This window comes from Emcibacter sp. SYSU 3D8, assembly GCF_039655875.1.
Taxonomy (GTDB): domain Bacteria; phylum Pseudomonadota; class Alphaproteobacteria; order SMXS01; family SMXS01; genus RI-34.
Genome location: NZ_JBBYXK010000003.1, coordinates 562,928 through 580,067 on the forward strand (window position 1 = coordinate 562,928; position 17,140 = coordinate 580,067).

The following is a 17,140-nucleotide window of genomic DNA, read 5'->3' on the forward strand; positions in this document are numbered from 1 at the left end:
CGGGATACGGCAAACGAGAAGAATTGTCACGCGTTCCGCTGCACCTTGCGGCTGGCCTTGCGGGTTGACAGAAACTGGAAATCCGGCTGAACTTTTTCGGCGGGCGTACATCTTCTGACGCGATCGCAACCTGACCATGCTGGCGAGGAGACGCGTGCCGGCCGTCCGAGGAGCCACATGAAGCTGTCAGTGGTGATTCCCGTCTACAACGAGGTCGAATACCTGCCCGAGAGCCTCAATCGGGTGCTCGCGGCGTTGCCGGGCGTCGAAAAGGAAATCATCGTAGTCGACGACGGATCGCTTGACGGGTCGCGCGAGTGGATCGCGTCCGTGATCGGGGAGGGGCCGCGCCCAGCGTGTGCGGGCGCCGGCGCGCCGGTGCTGCTCGACACCATCCCCGACAACGATGCCGGGGCGGTTTCGACCGTTCGTTCCATCCTGCATGAGCGCAACATGGGAAAAGGCGCCGCGCTGAGAACCGGCCTTGGCCAGGCCTCGGGCGATGTCATCGTCATTCACGATGCGGACCTGGAATATGACCCGGCCGACTGGAAACGCTTCTGGGGATTGTTTGAGAAGGGCCACGCCGACGTCGTCTACGGGTCGCGGTTTCACGGCGAGCCGCATCGCTGCCTCTACTACCATCACTATCTTGCGAACAAGCTGATCTCGCTGATTTTCAGCATCCTCTACAACCAGATCCTGTCGGACATCGAGGTCTGCTACAAAATGTTCAACCGGGAGGTGCTCAAGGTGCTGACGTTGCGGCGCAACGACTTCGGTTTCGAGATCGAGTTCTCGGCCAATGTGGCGCGCGCATCGCGTCTGCGCATCTACGAAACCGGCATCTCCTATTACGGACGCAGCTACGACCAAGGCAAGAAAATCAACTGGAAGGATGGCGTGAAGGCGATCTTCTACCTGTTCTGGCATCGCTTCGCCTGATCGCGGAACAGGCCGTAGCCGTTGACACCGATCCTGCACCATCCGCTCAGGGATGCCTTGTGGCTCACCGGAGACCGGGCGCGGGCCGCAGCGACCGTCTGGCTGGCGGCGATCCTGTTGCTTCTGGCAGCCTTGCCGTTGGTCGCGCCCTCGCTGGTGGTGGGCGCCGACTTCGTTCCCCTGTGGGCGGCGGCCGGCCTGGCATCGGCCGGTGACGGCGCGGCTGCCTATGGCGCCGAGGCTCGGGCCGCGGTGGCGGCGCGACTCGGCCCTGCCGCCCACTGGCCCTTCGCCTATCCGCCAACCGCGCTGTTGCTCTGGTCGCCCTTCGCGACACTGTCCTTCCCGGTGGCCCTCGCGGCATGGCTTGGTCTGAGCGCCGCTGCTTACCTGACGGCCATGCGGGCATTGGCCGGCACCGCCGCGTTCACTGCCGCCCTGGCGTTTCCGGCGGTGACAATCTGCGTCCTGTACGGCCAGAACTCGCTCCTTTCGGCGGCCTTGTTCGCCGGCGCCGCCGTGCTCCTCGACCGCCGGCCGGTGCTCGCCGGCGTGCTTTTGGGGTGCCTGGCGTTCAAACCCCAATTGGCGGTGCTGGTGCCGCTGGTACTGATCGCGGCGGGGCGCTGGCGATCCGTTGCAGGCGCGGCAGTCACCCTCGCGGCGCTCGTCGCGGCCTCTGTGGCCTGCTTCGGCGCTGAAGCCTGGGCCGCCTATCTGCCCGTGCTGCAGGAAGTGCGGGAGTTGAACACCGGCGGCGTATCGGGCTTCGACAGATTCGCCGGGGTCTATCCGGCGGCGCGGATTCTCGGGGTGCCCGCCGCCGCGGCCTGGACTGCCCAGGCAATGATGGCGGCGCTCGCGGCGATCATGCTGTTCGTGACGGCAAGACGGCGGCCGGGCGGTCGGGCGGAACTGGCCATGCTGGTCGCGGCGACCGGGCTGTGCGTCCCGTTTCTGGGCGAATACGACCTTGCGATCATGGCGGTGCCGGGCTTCTGGCTGAAGTCCGATGCGCTCAGGACCGGCTGGTTGCCTTATGAGCGGCTGGGTCTGGCGGTGCTGTATTTTGCCCCCGCAGTGATCGTGGCAGCCTCCGTCAACGGCATTCCGCTGGGGCCGCTTGTGCCCGCGGCGCTGGCGGCCTTGGTCTTCCGCCGCGCGAGTCGTACGGCCCCGGTGGTCAGTTCTCCCGCGTGAGTTCGTAGAGCGCCACGGCGGCCGCGTTCGATACGTTGAGGCTTTCCACCTGCTCCGAGATCGGCAGCCGCGCCAGCATGCCGCACAACTCCCTTGTCAGGTGACGCAGGCCCTTGCCTTCGGCGCCCAGCACCAGCGCGGTGCGCTCGCCGTGGGGCGCGTCGCGCATCAACACCGGACCGCCGGCATCGAGGCCGATGCTGAGGAAATCGTGCTCGTGCAGCTTCTCCAGCAGGCCCGCCAGGTTCTGGATGCGGATGTAGGGCATGGCCTCGAACGCGCCGGCGGCAGCCTTGACCAGCACGGCGGTCTCGGGCGGTGAATGGCGCCATGTGGTGATCACGGCGGCGGCGCCGAATGCGGCGGCCGAGCGCAGGATGGCGCCCACATTGTGCGGGTCGGTAACCTGATCCAGCACCAGCACGATGCGGGTCGCCTCGTCCTCAAGCAGGGAATCGAGGTGGATGTCGGCGATCGGGTCGACCAGCAGCGCCACGCCCTGATGCACGGCGTCGGGCGGCACCAGCCGGTCGATGGCCTTGCGCTCGACGATTTCGGGCTCGATTCCCGGCGCGTCTTCGGCTCTCCGTGATTCGGCCAGAGTCTGGGCCGCGTTCCGGGTCGCCAGCAATCGGCGAATCCTGCGGCGCGGATTCGCCAGCGCGGCGCGCACCGGATGCATGCCGTAGAGCCAGTAGGGCTCTTCTCCGGGAGGCTGTTTTCCGTGGTGTCTGTCGCTGTTCATCGCGGCGTTCCGTGGGGCATGACGAGGGAAACGCGGTTTAACCCCATTCGGGGTTGACAGCATAGGCCAAATTCTCTTAGTTCCCCGCACCATCTTCGGGGCAGACCCGTGCGGAGGGGTGGCCGAGCGGTCAATGGCAGCAGACTGTAAATCTGCCGGGGTAACCCTACGTAGGTTCAAATCCTACCCCCTCCACCAAGGTCCAACTGATGGGCAGAAGGAGCTGCGGAAGCGGCGGCGCGTGCGGGTGTAGCTCAATGGTAGAGCTCCAGCCTTCCAAGCTGGCTACGTGGGTTCGATTCCCATCACCCGCTCCACTACGAGGTTTGGGTCACGTCAATCGCGCCGTGCGGGCGCACTAGCAGAGGTCGAGCCGATGGCTAAGGGAAAGTTTGAGCGGACGAAGCCGCATTGCAACGTCGGAACGATTGGTCACGTTGACCACGGCAAGACGTCGCTGACGGCGGCGATCACGAAGGTTCTGGCGGAGACGGGCGGCGCGACGTTCCAGGCGTATGACTCGATCGACAAGGCGCCTGAGGAGCGGGCTCGTGGCATCACGATCTCGACGGCGCATGTCGAGTACGAGACGGCGAACCGTCACTACGCGCACGTCGATTGCCCCGGCCACGCCGATTATGTGAAGAACATGATCACGGGCGCGGCGCAGATGGATGGCGCGATCCTGGTGGTTTCGGCGGCCGATGGCCCGATGCCGCAGACCCGCGAGCACATTCTTCTGGCGCGCCAGGTTGGCGTTCCGGCGATTGTTGTGTTCCTGAACAAGGTCGACCAGGTCGACGATCCGGAACTGCTTGAGCTGGTCGAGCTTGAAGTGCGCGAGCTGCTGTCGTCGTACGATTTCCCGGGCGACGACATTCCGATCATCACCGGCTCGGCGCTGGCGGTGCTGGAAGGCAAGAACGACGAGATCGGCAAGAACAAGATTCTGGAGCTGATGGCGGCGGTTGACGAGTACATCCCGCAGCCGCACCGTCCGGTCGACCTGCCGTTCCTGATGCCGATCGAGGACGTGTTCTCGATCTCGGGCCGCGGCACGGTTGTGACCGGCCGTGTCGAGCGCGGCATCGTGAAGGTGGGCGAGGAAGTCGAGATCGTTGGCATGAAGGCGACGCGCAAGACGGTTTGCACCGGCGTCGAGATGTTCCGCAAGCTGCTGGACCAGGGCCAGGCGGGCGACAACATCGGCGCGCTGCTGCGCGGCGTCGATCGCACCGATGTCGAGCGTGGCCAGGTGCTGGCCAAGCCCGGCTCGATCACGCCGCACACGGTGTTCCAGGCCGAAGCCTACATCCTGACCAAGGAAGAGGGTGGCCGTCACACGCCGTTCTTCAGCAATTACCGGCCGCAGTTCTACTTCCGCACCACGGACGTGACCGGCATGGTGAAGCTGCCCGAGGGCACCGAGATGGTGATGCCGGGCGACAATATCTCCATGGAAGTCGAGCTGATCGTGCCGATCGCCATGGACGAGGGTCTGCGTTTCGCCATCCGCGAGGGCGGTCGTACCGTCGGCGCCGGCGTCGTCGCAAAGATCCTGAAGTAAGGATTTTCGCCCACCGCACGGTTGACAATCGAGCCCGGTTCACAATAGAAGGTGCGGCTCGAAACAGATCAACGGCTCCGGGGGCGGCGACATGCCGTCCCCGGATGCTTTGTGGACGGTGCGGTGAAGAGCGAAGCAACGGCTAAGAAGCCTTAGGAGTGTAGCTCAATTGGTAGAGCACCGGTCTCCAAAACCGGGGGCTGGGGGTTCGAGCCCCTCCACTCCTGCCAGTATCTACGCCAGCGCCACGGCGACATAGACAAACGAGTATGCGGGTACGCTGAGGAAAGATGGCAAGAACCAATCCAGCGCAGTTTATGCGGCAGGTCAAACAGGAAGTCTCGAAGGTGGTCACACCTTCGTGGAAGGAAACCTGGGTGACCTCGCTCATGGTGTTCATCATGGTGCTGTTCGCGTCACTATTTTTCCTCTTGGTCGACATGGGCTTTGCCCAGGCCGTCAAACTCATCCTGCCGAATAACGGCTGAGCCAAACGGAACCGACATGACCGCCAGGTGGTACATCATCCAGACCTATTCCAATTTCGAGAAGAAGGTCGCCGAATCGATCAAGGAGCAGGCTGCCCTCCAGGGTATGACTGACATGTTCGAGCAGGTGATCGTTCCGATGGAAGAGGTCGTGGAAATCCGGCGTGGCCAGAAGGTCAACGCCGAGCGCAAGTTCTTCCCCGGCTATGTGCTGGCGAAGATGGACATGACCGATGAGACCTATCATCTGGTGAAGAACATCCCGAAGGTCTCGGGTTTCCTGGGCTCGGGCAACAAGCCGATGCCGATCACGGACAACGAGGCCGCGCGCATCCTGAGCCAGGTTCAGGAAGGCGTCGACCGGCCGAAGCCGTCGATCCGGTTCGAGATCGGCGAGCAGGTGCGGGTCACCGACGGTCCGTTCACGTCGTTCAACGGCCTGGTCGAGGATGTCGACGAAGAGCGCGCCCGCCTCAAGGTGGCGGTGTCGATCTTCGGGCGCGCCACGCCGGTCGAGCTGGAATATGCGCAGGTCGAGAAGACCTGAGCTCAACGCGTTTTATGGGCGCTCCGGCGCCCGAACGTGCGGGAGGTTTGCCATGACCGGACCGCGCATCCCTGGGTAGCCTCGAAAGCGGCGCCCGCCCGTAACGAAAGGAAGGGAAGTCCATGGCGAAGAAGATCACCGGATACATCAACCTCCAGGTTGCTGCCGGCAGTGCCACCCCGTCGCCGCCAATCGGTCCGGCGCTGGGTCAGCGCGGCGTGAACATCATGGAATTCTGCAAGGCCTTCAACGCGGCCACGCAGGAGATCGAGAAGGGGACGCCGATCCCCGTCGTGATCACCGTGTATGCCGACCGCAGCTTCACCTACATCACCAAGACACCGCCCGCGGCGCACTTCCTGAAGAAGGCGGCCAAGATCAATTCGGGCTCCAAGACTCCCGGCCGCGACCGCGCCGGCTTCGTCACCCGCGACGATCTGCAGCAGATCGCCGAAGCGAAGATGAAGGATCTCAACGCCAACGATATCGATGCGGCGATGAAGATGATCGAAGGTTCTGCCCGTTCCATGGGCATCGAGGTCAGGGAGTAGTCCGATGGCGAAACTGTCAAAGCGTCAGAAGGACGACCGCAAGGCCGTCGATTCCAACAAGACCTATTCGCTCGACGAGGCGGTCAGCATCCTGAAGCAGCATGCCCGGTCCAAGTTCGACGAGACCATCGAGGTCGCCATGAACCTGGGCGTCGATCCGCGCCATTCGGACCAGATGGTCCGCGGCGTGGTGCTGCTGCCCAATGGCACCGGCAAGGACGTTCGCGTCGCCGTGTTCGCCAAGGACAACAAGGCCGATGAAGCCCGCGCCGCCGGTGCGGACATTGTCGGTGCCGAAGACCTCGCCGAGCAGATCCAGGCCGGCGTCATGGATTTCGACCGCGTGATTGCCACCCCCGACATGATGGCCCTCGTTGGCCGTCTCGGTAAGGTGCTCGGTCCGCGCGGCCTGATGCCGAACCCGAAGCTGGGCACCGTCACGCCCGACGTGGCGGGCGCGGTCAAGGCGGCCAAGGGCGGCCAGGTCGAGTTCCGCGCCGAGAAGGCCGGTATCGTCCATGGCGGCGTTGGCAAGGCCAGCTTCTCCGAGGACCATCTCGCCCAGAACATCCGGGCGTTTGCCGATGCGGTGATCAAGGCCAAGCCGACTGGCGCCAAGGGTACCTATGTGAAGAAGGTCTCGCTCACCTCGACCATGGGGCCGGGCGTCAAGATCGACGTGACGGGCCTGAGCGCCTAGCAACGAGATTTTCCGGACGCCTCGGCGTCCGGAGATAGGGCGGCTTGTTTGCCGCCCGCCTGTCCAAGACCGTAGGCGCCGCGCAAGCGGCTTAATCGGGTGCACCGGCCTGCACAGACGGGGAAACGAGTACTTGAAGCTTTCGGTCCGGATACCATATTCCGGGCCGCTCCTGGCAGGGAGGCCTTCGGGCGGGCATCGGGTTCACGGCCCTGGGACAGGGTAACCGGGTCCGGTCGGCGGTACGCCGCTATCCGGACCTTGATGTGGCTGCGCGGCAGGGAAATCCCCGTCGCGCTTACACTGGAGAGTGAAAGTGGACCGAGCCCAAAAGGCGGATCTGGTCACCGAACTCAAGGGCGTCTTCGACAAGACGGGCCTCGTGGTAGTCTCGCACTATTCCGGGCTCACTGTTGCCGAAATGACGGCCTTGCGCGTGCAGATGCACGGTGTTGGTGCACAGTTCCGCGTGACGAAGAACAGGCTGACCAAGCTTGCTCTCGAGGGCACCAAATGCGAGTCCATATCCCATCTGTTCACCGGGCCTACGGCGATTGCCTACTCGGATGACCCCGTGGCGGCAGCCAAGGTGTCGATTGAATTTGCCAAGAAGAACGAGAAGCTGATCGTTCTGGGCGGCGTGATGGGCGAGACGGAACTGGATGCGAACGGCGTAAAGGCCCTCGCGTCACTGCCGTCTCTGGACGAATTGCGAGCCAAGATCCTCGGCGTGCTCAACGCGCCGGCGACCAAGGTGGCGGGCGTGCTTCAGGCACCGGCCGGCCAGCTGGCTCGCGTATTTGCTGCCTACGGGAATAGCGAGGCCGCCTGATCGGTTGAACCCGACATGGCCTTAATCTTTGGAGATACAAAATGGCTGACCTGCAGAAACTTGTAGACGACCTTTCGAACCTGACCGTGATCGAAGCCGCTGAGCTGTCGAAGCTTCTCGAAGAGAAGTGGGGCGTCTCGGCCGCCGCGCCGGTTGCCGTCGCCGCCGTTGGCGGTGGTGCCGCTCCGGCCGAAGCCGTCGAGGAGAAGGACTCCTTCGACGTCATCCTGACCGGTGCGGGCGACAAGAAGATCAACGTGATCAAGGAAGTCCGTGCGATTACGGGCCTGGGCCTGAAAGAGGCCAAGGACCTGGTTGAGGGCGCGCCGAAGCCTGTGAAGGAAGGCGTGAACAAGACCGAAGCGGCTGATCTCAAGAAGAAGCTTGAAGAAGCCGGTGCCACGGTCGAAGTGAAGTAAGACTTCGCTACGGAATTGGGCAGGCTCTCCGTTCTGGGGAGCCTGCCCGTTTTGGTCATTTAGGCACAAAATCGCCGCTATTTTCATCGGCATGAGACTGAGCGGTCAGAGAAGGATCAAGGATGGCAAACTCGTTCACCGGTCGTAAGCGGGTCCGCAAGTTCTACGGCAATATCAAAGAAGTTGCCTCGATGCCCAATCTGATCGAGGTGCAGAAGAACTCCTACGACCAGTTCCTGCAGAAGGATTCGGCGCCGGACCAGCGCGACGATGCCGGCCTGCAGGGAGTGTTCAAGTCGGTATTCCCGATCTCCGACTTCGGCGAGACTGCGTCGTTGGAGTTCGTGCGCTATGAGTTCGAGCAGCCGAAATACGACACCGAAGAGTGCCAGCAGCGCGACATGACCTATGCGGCGCCTCTCAAGGCGACGCTGCGGCTGATCGTGTTCGAAGTCGATGAGGATACCGGCGCCAAGTCCGTGCTCGATATCAAGGAGCAGGAAGTCTACATGGGCGACATGCCGCTCATGACGTCGAACGGCACCTTCATCATCAACGGCACCGAGCGCGTGATCGTCTCGCAGATGCACCGTTCGCCGGGCGTGTTCTTCGACCACGACCGGGGCAAGACCCATTCGTCGGGCAAGTTCCTGTTCGCTGCGCGGGTGATCCCGTATCGCGGCTCGTGGCTCGATTTCGAATTCGATGCCAAGGACATCGTCCACGCCCGTATCGATCGCCGCCGCAAGCTGCCGGTCACGACCCTGCTTTATGCGCTGGGCATGTCGAGCGAGGAAATCCTCGCCTATTTCTACAATCACGTCACCTATACGCGCGCCAAGGACGGCTGGAAGCGGCCGTTCGACGCCAAGTCCATGCGCGGCGCCAAGCTGCCCTATCCGATCGCCAATGCCGAGACCGGCGAGGTCATCCTGCAGGCCGACGAGAAGCTGACCCCGCGCGCCGCGCGCCAGCTCGAGAAGCAGGGCCTCACCGAAGTCCTCGTTCCCGCCCAGGATCTGGTCACGCGCTATGTGGCGATCGATCTGGTGAACGAGCAGACCGGCAAGATCTATCTGGAAGCCGGCGAGGAAATCACCGAAGCGCATATCGCCATGTTCGAGGATGCGGGCATTGTCGAGGTTCCGACCCTCGACATCGACCACATCAATGTGGGCGCGCACATGCGCAACACCATGCTCGCGGACAAGGTCGAGGGCGCCGAGCACGCGCTGGTCGAGATCTACCGGGTCATGCGCCCGGGCGAGCCGCCGACGAAGGAGACCGCTGAATCCCTGTTCGACGGCCTGTTCTTCGATCCGGAACGCTACGACCTGTCGTCGGTCGGCCGTGTGAAGATGAACATGCGCCTTGGTCTCGAGGTGGAGGACACTGTCCGCACCCTGCGCAAGGACGATATCCTGGCGGTCATCAAGACCCTCACGGAACTGAAGGACGGCAAGGGCGAGATCGACGATATCGATCACCTTGGCAACCGCCGCGTCCGCTCGGTCGGCGAACTGATGGAGAATCAGTACCGCATCGGCCTGCTGCGCATGGAACGCGCCATCAAGGAGCGCATGAGCTCGGTCGAGATCGACACGGTCATGCCCCATGACCTGATCAATGCCAAGCCGGCGGCTGCCGCAGTGCGCGAGTTCTTCGGCTCGAGCCAGCTCAGCCAGTTCATGGATCAGACCAATCCGCTGTCGGAAGTGACCCACAAGCGTCGTCTGTCGGCGCTTGGCCCGGGTGGCCTGACCCGCGAGCGCGCCGGCTTCGAGGTGCGCGACGTGCATCCGACCCATTACGGCCGCATCTGCCCGATTGAGACACCGGAAGGCCCGAACATCGGCCTGATCAATTCGCTCGCCACCTTCGCGCGGGTGAACAAGTACGGCTTCATCGAATCGCCCTACCGCAAGATCATCGACGGCAAGGTCAGCGACGAGGTCGTCTACCTGTCGGCGATGGAAGAAGGCAAGTTCACCATCGCTCAGGCGAACGCCGAACTGGACGCCGAAGGCCGCTTCACCAGCGATCTGGTGTCGTGCCGCGAAGCGGGCGAGTTCGTCATGGTGGCGCCGGATCAGATCAGCGCCATGGACGTGTCGCCCAAGCAGCTCGTGTCGGTCGCCGCGGCGCTCATCCCGTTCCTCGAGAATGATGACGCCAACCGCGCGCTGATGGGCTCGAACATGCAGCGTCAGGCCGTGCCGCTGGTCCGCGCCGAGGCGCCGCTCGTCGGCACCGGCATGGAAGAAGTCGTGGCGCGTGACTCGGGCGTGACTGTGGTCGCCAAGCGCGACGGCATCATCGACCAGGTGGACTCGACCCGTATCGTCGTGCGTGCCTCGTCCGAGGTGGATCCCGGCTCGTCCGGCGTCGACATCTACAATCTCGTGAAGTTCCAGCGTTCCAACCAGAACACCTGCATCACCCAGCGTCCGCTGGTCCGTGTGGGCGATCTGGTCAAGAAGGGCGACATCATCGGTGATGGTCCGTCGACCGATCTGGGCGAGCTGGCCCTGGGCCGCAACGTGCTGGTCGCGTTCATGCCCTGGAACGGCTACAACTTCGAGGATTCGATCCTGATCTCCGAGCGGATGGTCAGCGAGGACGTCTTCACCTCGATCCACATCGAGGAATACGAGGTCATGGCCCGCGATACCAAGCTGGGCCCCGAGGAAATCACCCGCGACATCCCCAATGTGGGCGAGGAAAGCCTGTCCCACCTGGACGAGGCCGGTATCGTCTATATCGGCGCCGAGGTACGTGCGGGCGACATCCTGGTCGGCAAGGTAACGCCCAAGGGCGAATCGCCGATGACCCCGGAAGAGAAGCTGCTGCGCGCCATCTTCGGCGAAAAGGCATCGGACGTCCGCGACACGTCGCTGCGCGTTCCGCCGGGTGACTCGGGCACGGTGGTCGAGGTCCGCGTGTTCAACCGGCACGGCGTCGACAAGGACGAGCGTGCCCGGACCATCGAGCGCGAGGAAATCGAGCGTCTGGCGAAGGACCGCGATGACGAACTGGCGATCCTGGAGCGCAGTTCCTACGCCCGTCTCGACGACCTGCTCGTCGGACAGGCGATCGCCAAGGGCCCCAAGGGCTTCAAGCCCGGCGCCGAGGTCACCAAGGACATGCTGGCCGAGCTGACCAAGGGCCAGTGGTGGCATGTCGCTGTAAAGGACGAGGCGCGTCAGGCCGACATCGAGGCGCTGCGCAAGCAGTTCGACGATGCCCGTGACCGTCTGCAGAAGCGTTTCGAGGAGAAGGTCGACAAGCTGCAGCGCGGCGACGAGCTGCTCCCCGGCGTGATGAAGATGGTCAAGGTGTTCGTCGCGGTGAAGCGCAAGTTGCAGCCCGGCGACAAGATGGCCGGTCGCCATGGCAACAAGGGTGTCATCTCGCGGATCGCCGCCATGGAAGACATGCCGTTCCTCGCGGACGGCACCGTGGCCGACATCGTCCTCAACCCGCTCGGCGTGCCGTCGCGCATGAATGTGGGACAGATTCTGGAAACCCATCTGGGCTGGGCTTCGGCCGGCCTCGGGCGTCAGGTCGCGAAACTGCTCGAGGACGTGCAACGCGCGGGCTCGGATCAGGCGCTGCGCGATCGTCTCAAGGAGCTCTACGGCGACACCCAGTACGACGATGTCATCCGTGATCTGGATGGCGAGCAGCTGCGCGAGCTGGCGAAGAACCTGTCGAAGGGTATCCCGCTGGCCACGCCGGTGTTCGACGGCGCCAAGGAAGCCGACATCGTCGACGCGCTGGTCGCGGCCGGCCTGGACGGCTCCGGCCAGGTGACCTTGTATGACGGCCGCACCGGCGAGTCGTTCGATCGCAAGGTGACCGTCGGTTACATCTACATGCTGAAGCTGCACCATCTGGTGGACGACAAGATCCACGCACGGTCCATCGGTCCGTACAGCCTGGTGACCCAGCAGCCGCTGGGCGGCAAGGCCCAGTTTGGCGGCCAGCGCTTCGGCGAGATGGAAGTGTGGGCGTTGCAGGCATACGGCGCGGCTTACACCCTGCAGGAAATGCTGACGGTGAAGTCGGACGACGTGGCTGGCCGTACCGGCGTCTACGAGGCGATCGTCAAGGGCGACGACACGTTCGAGGCCGGCATTCCGGAATCCTTCAACGTGCTGGTGAAGGAAATGCGGTCGCTGGCGCTCAACGTGGAACTGGTCACCATCGACGACTGACCCAGTTGACACGTCAGGTACACTAGGTTGCGAACTTATCTTACCGAGCAGGATCCGCTTCGGGTCCAGTCGAGGAGCAGAACATGAACCAAGAGGTCACTAACCTCTTCAGTCCGCAGAACAAGGCCCAGAACTTCAACTCGATCAAGATTTCGATCGCATCACCGGATCGTATCCGGTCCTGGTCCTTCGGTGAGATCAAAAAGCCAGAGACCATCAACTACCGGACATTCAAGCCGGAGCGCGATGGTCTGTTCTGTGCCCGCATTTTCGGTCCGATCAAGGACTACGAGTGCCTGTGCGGCAAATACAAGCGCATGAAGTATCGCGGCATCGTCTGCGAGAAGTGCGGCGTGGAGGTGACCCTGTCGAAGGTTCGCCGGGAGCGCATGGGCCATATCGAACTGGCCGCGCCCGTCGCCCACATCTGGTTCCTGAAGAGCCTGCCGTCGCGCATCGGCCTGCTGCTCGACATGACCCTGAAGGATCTCGAGCGCATCCTGTACTTCGAGTCCTATGTGGTCATCGAGCCCGGCCTCTCGCCGCTGAAGAAGGGCCAGCTGCTCAACGAGGAAGAATTCCGCGACGCCCAGGACAATTATGGCGATGACGCCTTCACCGCCGGCATCGGCGCCGAGGCGATCCGCAACATCCTGGAAGGCCTCGACCTGTCGATCATCCGCGAGGAGATCCGCACCGAGCTGGCAGAGACCAAGTCCGAACTGAAGCCGAAGAAACTGATCAAGCGGCTGAAGGTTGTCGAGGCGTTTATCGAGTCGGGCAACCGTCCGGAGTGGATGATTCTCACCGTCGTGCCGGTCATTCCGCCGGAACTGCGCCCGCTGGTCCCGCTGGACGGCGGCCGTTTCGCCACGTCCGATCTCAACGACCTGTATCGCCGCGTCATCAACCGGAACAACCGCCTGAAGCGGCTGATCGAGTTGCGTGCGCCGGACATCATCGTGCGTAACGAAAAGCGCATGCTGCAGGAGTCGGTCGACGCGCTGTTCGACAATGGTCGCCGCGGCCGGACCATCACCGGCGCCAACAAGCGTCCGCTGAAGTCGCTGTCCGACATGCTGAAGGGCAAGCAGGGCCGTTTCCGTCAGAACCTGCTTGGCAAGCGCGTCGATTATTCCGGACGTTCGGTCATCGTGGTGGGCCCGGAACTGAAGCTGCATCAGTGCGGGTTGCCGAAAAAGATGGCGCTCGAGCTGTTCAAGCCGTTCATCTATTCGCGTCTCGACCAGAAGGGTCTCTCGACCACCATCAAGCAGGCCAAGAAGATGGTCGAGAACCAGCGCCCCGAGGTCTGGGACATCCTCGACGAGGTCATCCGCGAACATCCGGTCATGCTGAACCGGGCGCCGACGCTGCATCGTCTGGGCATCCAGGCGTTCGAGCCGGTACTCATCGAGGGCAAGGCGATCCAGCTCCATCCGCTGGTCTGCTCGGCGTTCAACGCCGACTTCGACGGCGATCAGATGGCCGTGCACGTGCCGCTGTCGCTGGAAGCGCAGCTCGAGGCCCGCGCGCTGATGATGTCGACCAACAACATTCTCAGCCCGGCCAACGGCAAGCCGATCATCGTGCCGAGCCAGGACATCGTGCTGGGTCTCTATTACATGACCCTGCAGTACGACAACGAGCCGGGCGAGGGCATGACCTTCTCGGGCGTGAGCGAGATTCGCCAGGCGCTCGAGACCAGGGCCGTGTCATTGCACGCCAAGATCAACTGCCGTTACGACACGGTCGACGCCGATGGCAACCCGATCACGGTTCGCGTGGAATCCACGCCGGGCCGCATGATTCTGGCCCAGCACCTCCCCAAGAATCCGAAGGTGAGCTTCGAGGTCATCAACCGGACCCTGGGCAAGAAGCAGATCTCGGAAGTGATCGACATCGTCTACCGCCATTGCGGCCAGAAGGAGACGGTCCTGTTCGCCGATGCGATCATGGGTCTCGGCTTCCGCCAGGCCGCGCTCGCCGGCATTTCGTTCGGCAAGGACGACATGGTCATTCCGGAAACCAAGATCGCCGAGGTCGACAAGACCCGCGCGCTGGTGAAGGAATACGAGCAGCAATACGCCGAGGGCCTGATTACCCAGGGCGAGAAGTACAATAAGGTCATCGACGCCTGGGCCCAGTGCACCGACCGCGTCGCCGACCAGATGATCCAGCGCATCTCCTCGATTCAGATCGACGAGGAAACCAAGCGCACCAAGCCGATCAATTCGATCTACATGATGTCGCATTCGGGCGCGCGTGGTTCGCCCGCCCAGATGAAGCAGCTTGCCGGCATGCGCGGCCTGATGGCCAAGCCGTCGGGCGAAATCATCGAGACGCCGATCATCTCGAACTTCAAGGAAGGCCTGACCGTGCTCGAGTACTTCAACTCGACTCACGGCGCCCGTAAGGGACTGGCCGACACGGCGCTGAAGACGGCGAATTCGGGTTACCTGACCCGCCGTCTGGTCGACGTGGCGCAGGACTGCATCATTGTCGAGCGGAACTGCGGCACCACCCGCGGCCTGACCATGTCCGAGGTGATGGAAGGCGGCGAAGTTATCGAACCGCTGATCGAGCGTATCCTCGGCCGGTCGTCTTCCGACGACATCATGGACCCGGTTTCCGGTGAGCTGATCGTTCGCGCCGGTGAGGAACTGGACGAAGTGATCGTCGACAAGATCGAGCGCGCGGGGCTGTCTACCCTCAAGATCCGCTCGGTGCTGACCTGCGAGTCCGCTGGCGGCGTCTGCGGCGCCTGCTATGGCCGCGATCTGGCCCGGGGCACCAAGGTGAACATCGGCGAAGCCGTCGGCGTCATCGCGGCCCAGTCCATCGGCGAGCCGGGCACCCAGCTCACCATGCGCACGTTCCACATCGGCGGCGCGGCGCAGTTCGCCGAGCAGTCCTCGGTCGAGGCCACCAGCGACGGCACGATCATGCTTGAGAACCGCAACGTCGTTGAGGATTCGCAAAAGCGCCTCATCTCCATGAGCCGCAATTGCGAGGTCGTGGTTTCCGATGCCACCGGCCGTCAGCGCGCGCGCTACAAGGTGCCGTACGGCGCGCATCTTCTCGTCGACGACGGCAGTGCGGTCAAGCGCGGCACCAAGCTGGCCGAATGGGACCCTTACACCATCCCGATCATCGTCGAACGCGGCGGCATCGCCCGTTATGTCGATCTGGTCGACGGCGTCTCGATCCGCGAAGTGCTCGACGAAACCACCGGCATCTCGCAGCGTGTCGTCATCGACTGGCGGTCACAGCCCAAGGGCGTCGACCTCCGTCCGCGCATTACCCTGCGTGACGAGGCGGGCGAGATCGTCCATCTGTCGAACGGCCTCGAGGCCCGCTACATGCTGTCGGTCGACGCGATCCTCACGGTCAACGATGGTGTCGATCTGCATGCCGGCGACGTGGTCGCACGTATTCCGCGTGAAGCGGCGCGTACCCGCGACATCACCGGCGGTCTGCCGCGCGTGGCCGAGCTGTTCGAGGCCCGCCGGCCCAAGGATCACGGCATTATCGCCGAGAACTCGGGCTATGTGGAGTTCGGTAAGGATTACAAGAACAAGCAGCGGATCGTGATCAAGCCGAAGGAAGGCGATGGCGAACCGGTGGAATACCTGATCCCCAAGGGCAAGCACATCAGCGTGCGCGAAGGCGATTACATCGAGAGCGGCGAGTACGTGCTGGAAGGCAATCCGGTGCCGCACGATATCCTGCGCGTGCAGGGTGTCGAGGCGCTGGCCAACTACCTGGTCAACGAAATCCAGGAGGTCTACCGGCTGCAGGGCGTGAAGATCAACGACAAGCACATCGAGGTGATCGTTCGCCAGATGCTGCAGAAGGTCGAGATTCTCACGCCGGGCGATACCACGTTCCTGAAGGGCGAACAGGTCGACAGGGTCGAGTTCGATGAACTCAACGCCAAGGCGGTCAAGGAAGGTGGCAAGGTCGCCACGTCCGAGCCGGTGCTGCTCGGCATCACCAAGGCGTCGTTGCAGACCCGTTCGTTCATCTCGGCGGCCTCGTTCCAGGAGACCACCCGCGTTCTTACCGAAGCGGCGGTCAACGGCAAGATCGATCGCCTTGTCGGTCTGAAGGAAAACGTCATCGTCGGTGGTCTGATCCCGGCGGGTACGGGCAACATGATGAACCGCATGCGCCAGGTTGCCAGTCAACGGGACCGCGAATTCCTTGATGCTCAGCAGAGCGAACAGCCTGAAGTGGCCGGTTTGATTCCCGGCGCCGAGGAAAGTCCCGCGACGCCTGCGGCCGAGTAAAGACACTCGCGCATAACGTTTGAGGAAGCGCGCGGCTCCGAAAGGGCCGCGCGCTTTTTCGTTTCAGGGTTTCGCTGTCAGGTAGGTGTTGAGCTCGCCGACCAGCGCCGCCAGCGTCTCCTCGCCATAGCCCATATGTACTGACGCGACCTTGCCCTGCTTGTCGATGATGAACATGTGGGGCAGTCCCGTCACGCCGAACGCCTTTGCGGCCCGCTGCCAGGGGTCATAGGCGAAGGTGAGGGTCCAGTCGGGCGTTCTCTCCAGGATCTTCCGGTAGATCCTTTTCCCCTGGCCGTAATTGATCGCGACAATAGCCAGCCTGTCCTCGCTCACCTGCTCGCGAATGCTTTGCAGCACGGGCAGCTCGAGCAGGCAGGGGCCGCACCAGGTCGCCCAGAATGTGACCACCACCACCTTGCCGCGCAGTGCACTGGCAAGGATGTCGCCACCGGTGTCGTTCTTGCCGAGATAGTCGGGCGGCATGTCGCCGACCGCCACCTTGGTCCTGGGGCCGGTCTTGGCCTCGACATGCGGGACGGCGATCAGCAGGCAAGCGAGCAGAAGGATGATGGGTCGCAACATGGCATTGCCCCAATGAATAGCGGTCCGGCTGGACCTAACAAGCCGCTACTCT

The 17,140-nt window shown here is 63.2% G+C and carries 13 protein-coding genes and 3 tRNA genes; 14 read left to right on the top strand and 2 right to left on the bottom strand.

Annotated elements, in window-relative coordinates:
- Nucleotides 1-177: 177 nt before the first annotated feature.
- Nucleotides 178-945, top strand: coding sequence for a glycosyltransferase family 2 protein (locus tag WJU21_RS13585; protein WP_346323980.1), 768 nt, complete (start codon nt 178-180; stop codon nt 943-945).
- A 21-nt stretch (nt 946-966) separates the two neighbouring features.
- Nucleotides 967-2,145, top strand: a complete 1,179-nt coding sequence (locus WJU21_RS13590; protein ID WP_346323981.1) for a glycosyltransferase family 87 protein — start codon at nt 967-969, stop codon at nt 2,143-2,145.
- On the opposite strand, the gene rlmB is transcribed toward WJU21_RS13590, so the two are convergent.
- Nucleotides 2,129-2,890, bottom strand: a complete 762-nt coding sequence (gene rlmB, locus WJU21_RS13595; protein ID WP_346323982.1) for a 23S rRNA (guanosine(2251)-2'-O)-methyltransferase RlmB — start codon at nt 2,888-2,890, stop codon at nt 2,129-2,131. The genes WJU21_RS13590 and rlmB overlap by 17 nt on opposite strands.
- Before the next feature lie 112 nt (nt 2,891-3,002).
- Between rlmB and WJU21_RS13600 the strand changes: the two genes are divergently transcribed.
- The 12 genes from WJU21_RS13600 to rpoC all read left to right on the top strand — a co-directional run bounded on the left by WJU21_RS13600 (nt 3,003) and on the right by rpoC (nt 16,503).
- Nucleotides 3,003-3,088: transfer RNA gene (locus WJU21_RS13600), tRNA-Tyr, on the top strand.
- Between the two features lie 45 nt (nt 3,089-3,133).
- A tRNA-Gly gene (locus tag WJU21_RS13605) sits at nt 3,134-3,207 on the top strand.
- A 59-nt stretch (nt 3,208-3,266) separates the two neighbouring features.
- Entirely contained in the window at nt 3,267-4,457 is a 1,191-nt protein-coding gene (tuf, locus tag WJU21_RS13610; RefSeq protein ID WP_346323983.1) for an elongation factor Tu, read from the top strand.
- A gap of 154 nt (nt 4,458-4,611) precedes the next feature.
- Nucleotides 4,612-4,687: transfer RNA gene (locus WJU21_RS13615), tRNA-Trp, on the top strand.
- An 87-nt stretch (nt 4,688-4,774) separates the two neighbouring features.
- Nucleotides 4,775-4,945 carry a preprotein translocase subunit SecE gene (secE, locus tag WJU21_RS13620; RefSeq protein WP_346323984.1) on the top strand — a complete coding sequence of 57 codons (171 nt, stop codon included), beginning with the start codon at nt 4,775-4,777 and terminating at the stop codon, nt 4,943-4,945.
- A 16-nt stretch (nt 4,946-4,961) separates the two neighbouring features.
- Nucleotides 4,962-5,492, top strand: coding sequence for a transcription termination/antitermination protein NusG (gene nusG, locus WJU21_RS13625; RefSeq protein WP_346323985.1), 531 nt, complete (start codon nt 4,962-4,964; stop codon nt 5,490-5,492).
- Nucleotides 5,493-5,614: 122 nt separating this feature from the next.
- Nucleotides 5,615-6,043: a 50S ribosomal protein L11 gene (gene rplK / locus WJU21_RS13630; RefSeq protein WP_346323986.1), complete on the top strand. Its 429-nt coding sequence runs from the start codon at nt 5,615-5,617 to the stop codon at nt 6,041-6,043.
- Between the two features lie 4 nt (nt 6,044-6,047).
- Nucleotides 6,048-6,743, top strand: coding sequence for a 50S ribosomal protein L1 (gene rplA / locus WJU21_RS13635; RefSeq protein WP_346323987.1), 696 nt, complete (start codon nt 6,048-6,050; stop codon nt 6,741-6,743).
- Nucleotides 6,744-7,059: 316 nt separating this feature from the next.
- Complete coding sequence (rplJ, locus tag WJU21_RS13640; protein ID WP_346323988.1) at nt 7,060-7,575, top strand: 50S ribosomal protein L10; 516 nt, start codon at nt 7,060-7,062, stop codon at nt 7,573-7,575.
- A 41-nt stretch (nt 7,576-7,616) separates the two neighbouring features.
- On the top strand, nt 7,617-7,994 hold the full coding sequence (gene rplL / locus WJU21_RS13645; protein ID WP_346323989.1) for a 50S ribosomal protein L7/L12: 378 nt from the start codon (nt 7,617-7,619) through the stop codon (nt 7,992-7,994).
- A 122-nt stretch (nt 7,995-8,116) separates the two neighbouring features.
- Nucleotides 8,117-12,211: a DNA-directed RNA polymerase subunit beta gene (rpoB, locus tag WJU21_RS13650; RefSeq protein WP_346323990.1), complete on the top strand. Its 4,095-nt coding sequence runs from the start codon at nt 8,117-8,119 to the stop codon at nt 12,209-12,211.
- Between the two features lie 83 nt (nt 12,212-12,294).
- The gene (rpoC, locus tag WJU21_RS13655; RefSeq protein ID WP_346323991.1) at nt 12,295-16,503 is read left to right on the top strand and encodes a DNA-directed RNA polymerase subunit beta'; all 4,209 of its coding nucleotides are present in this window, start codon (nt 12,295-12,297) and stop codon (nt 16,501-16,503) included.
- A 63-nt stretch (nt 16,504-16,566) separates the two neighbouring features.
- On the opposite strand, the gene WJU21_RS13660 is transcribed toward rpoC, so the two are convergent.
- Complete coding sequence (locus WJU21_RS13660) at nt 16,567-17,088, bottom strand: TlpA disulfide reductase family protein (protein WP_346323992.1); 522 nt, start codon at nt 17,086-17,088, stop codon at nt 16,567-16,569.
- Nucleotides 17,089-17,140 lie beyond the last annotated feature (52 nt).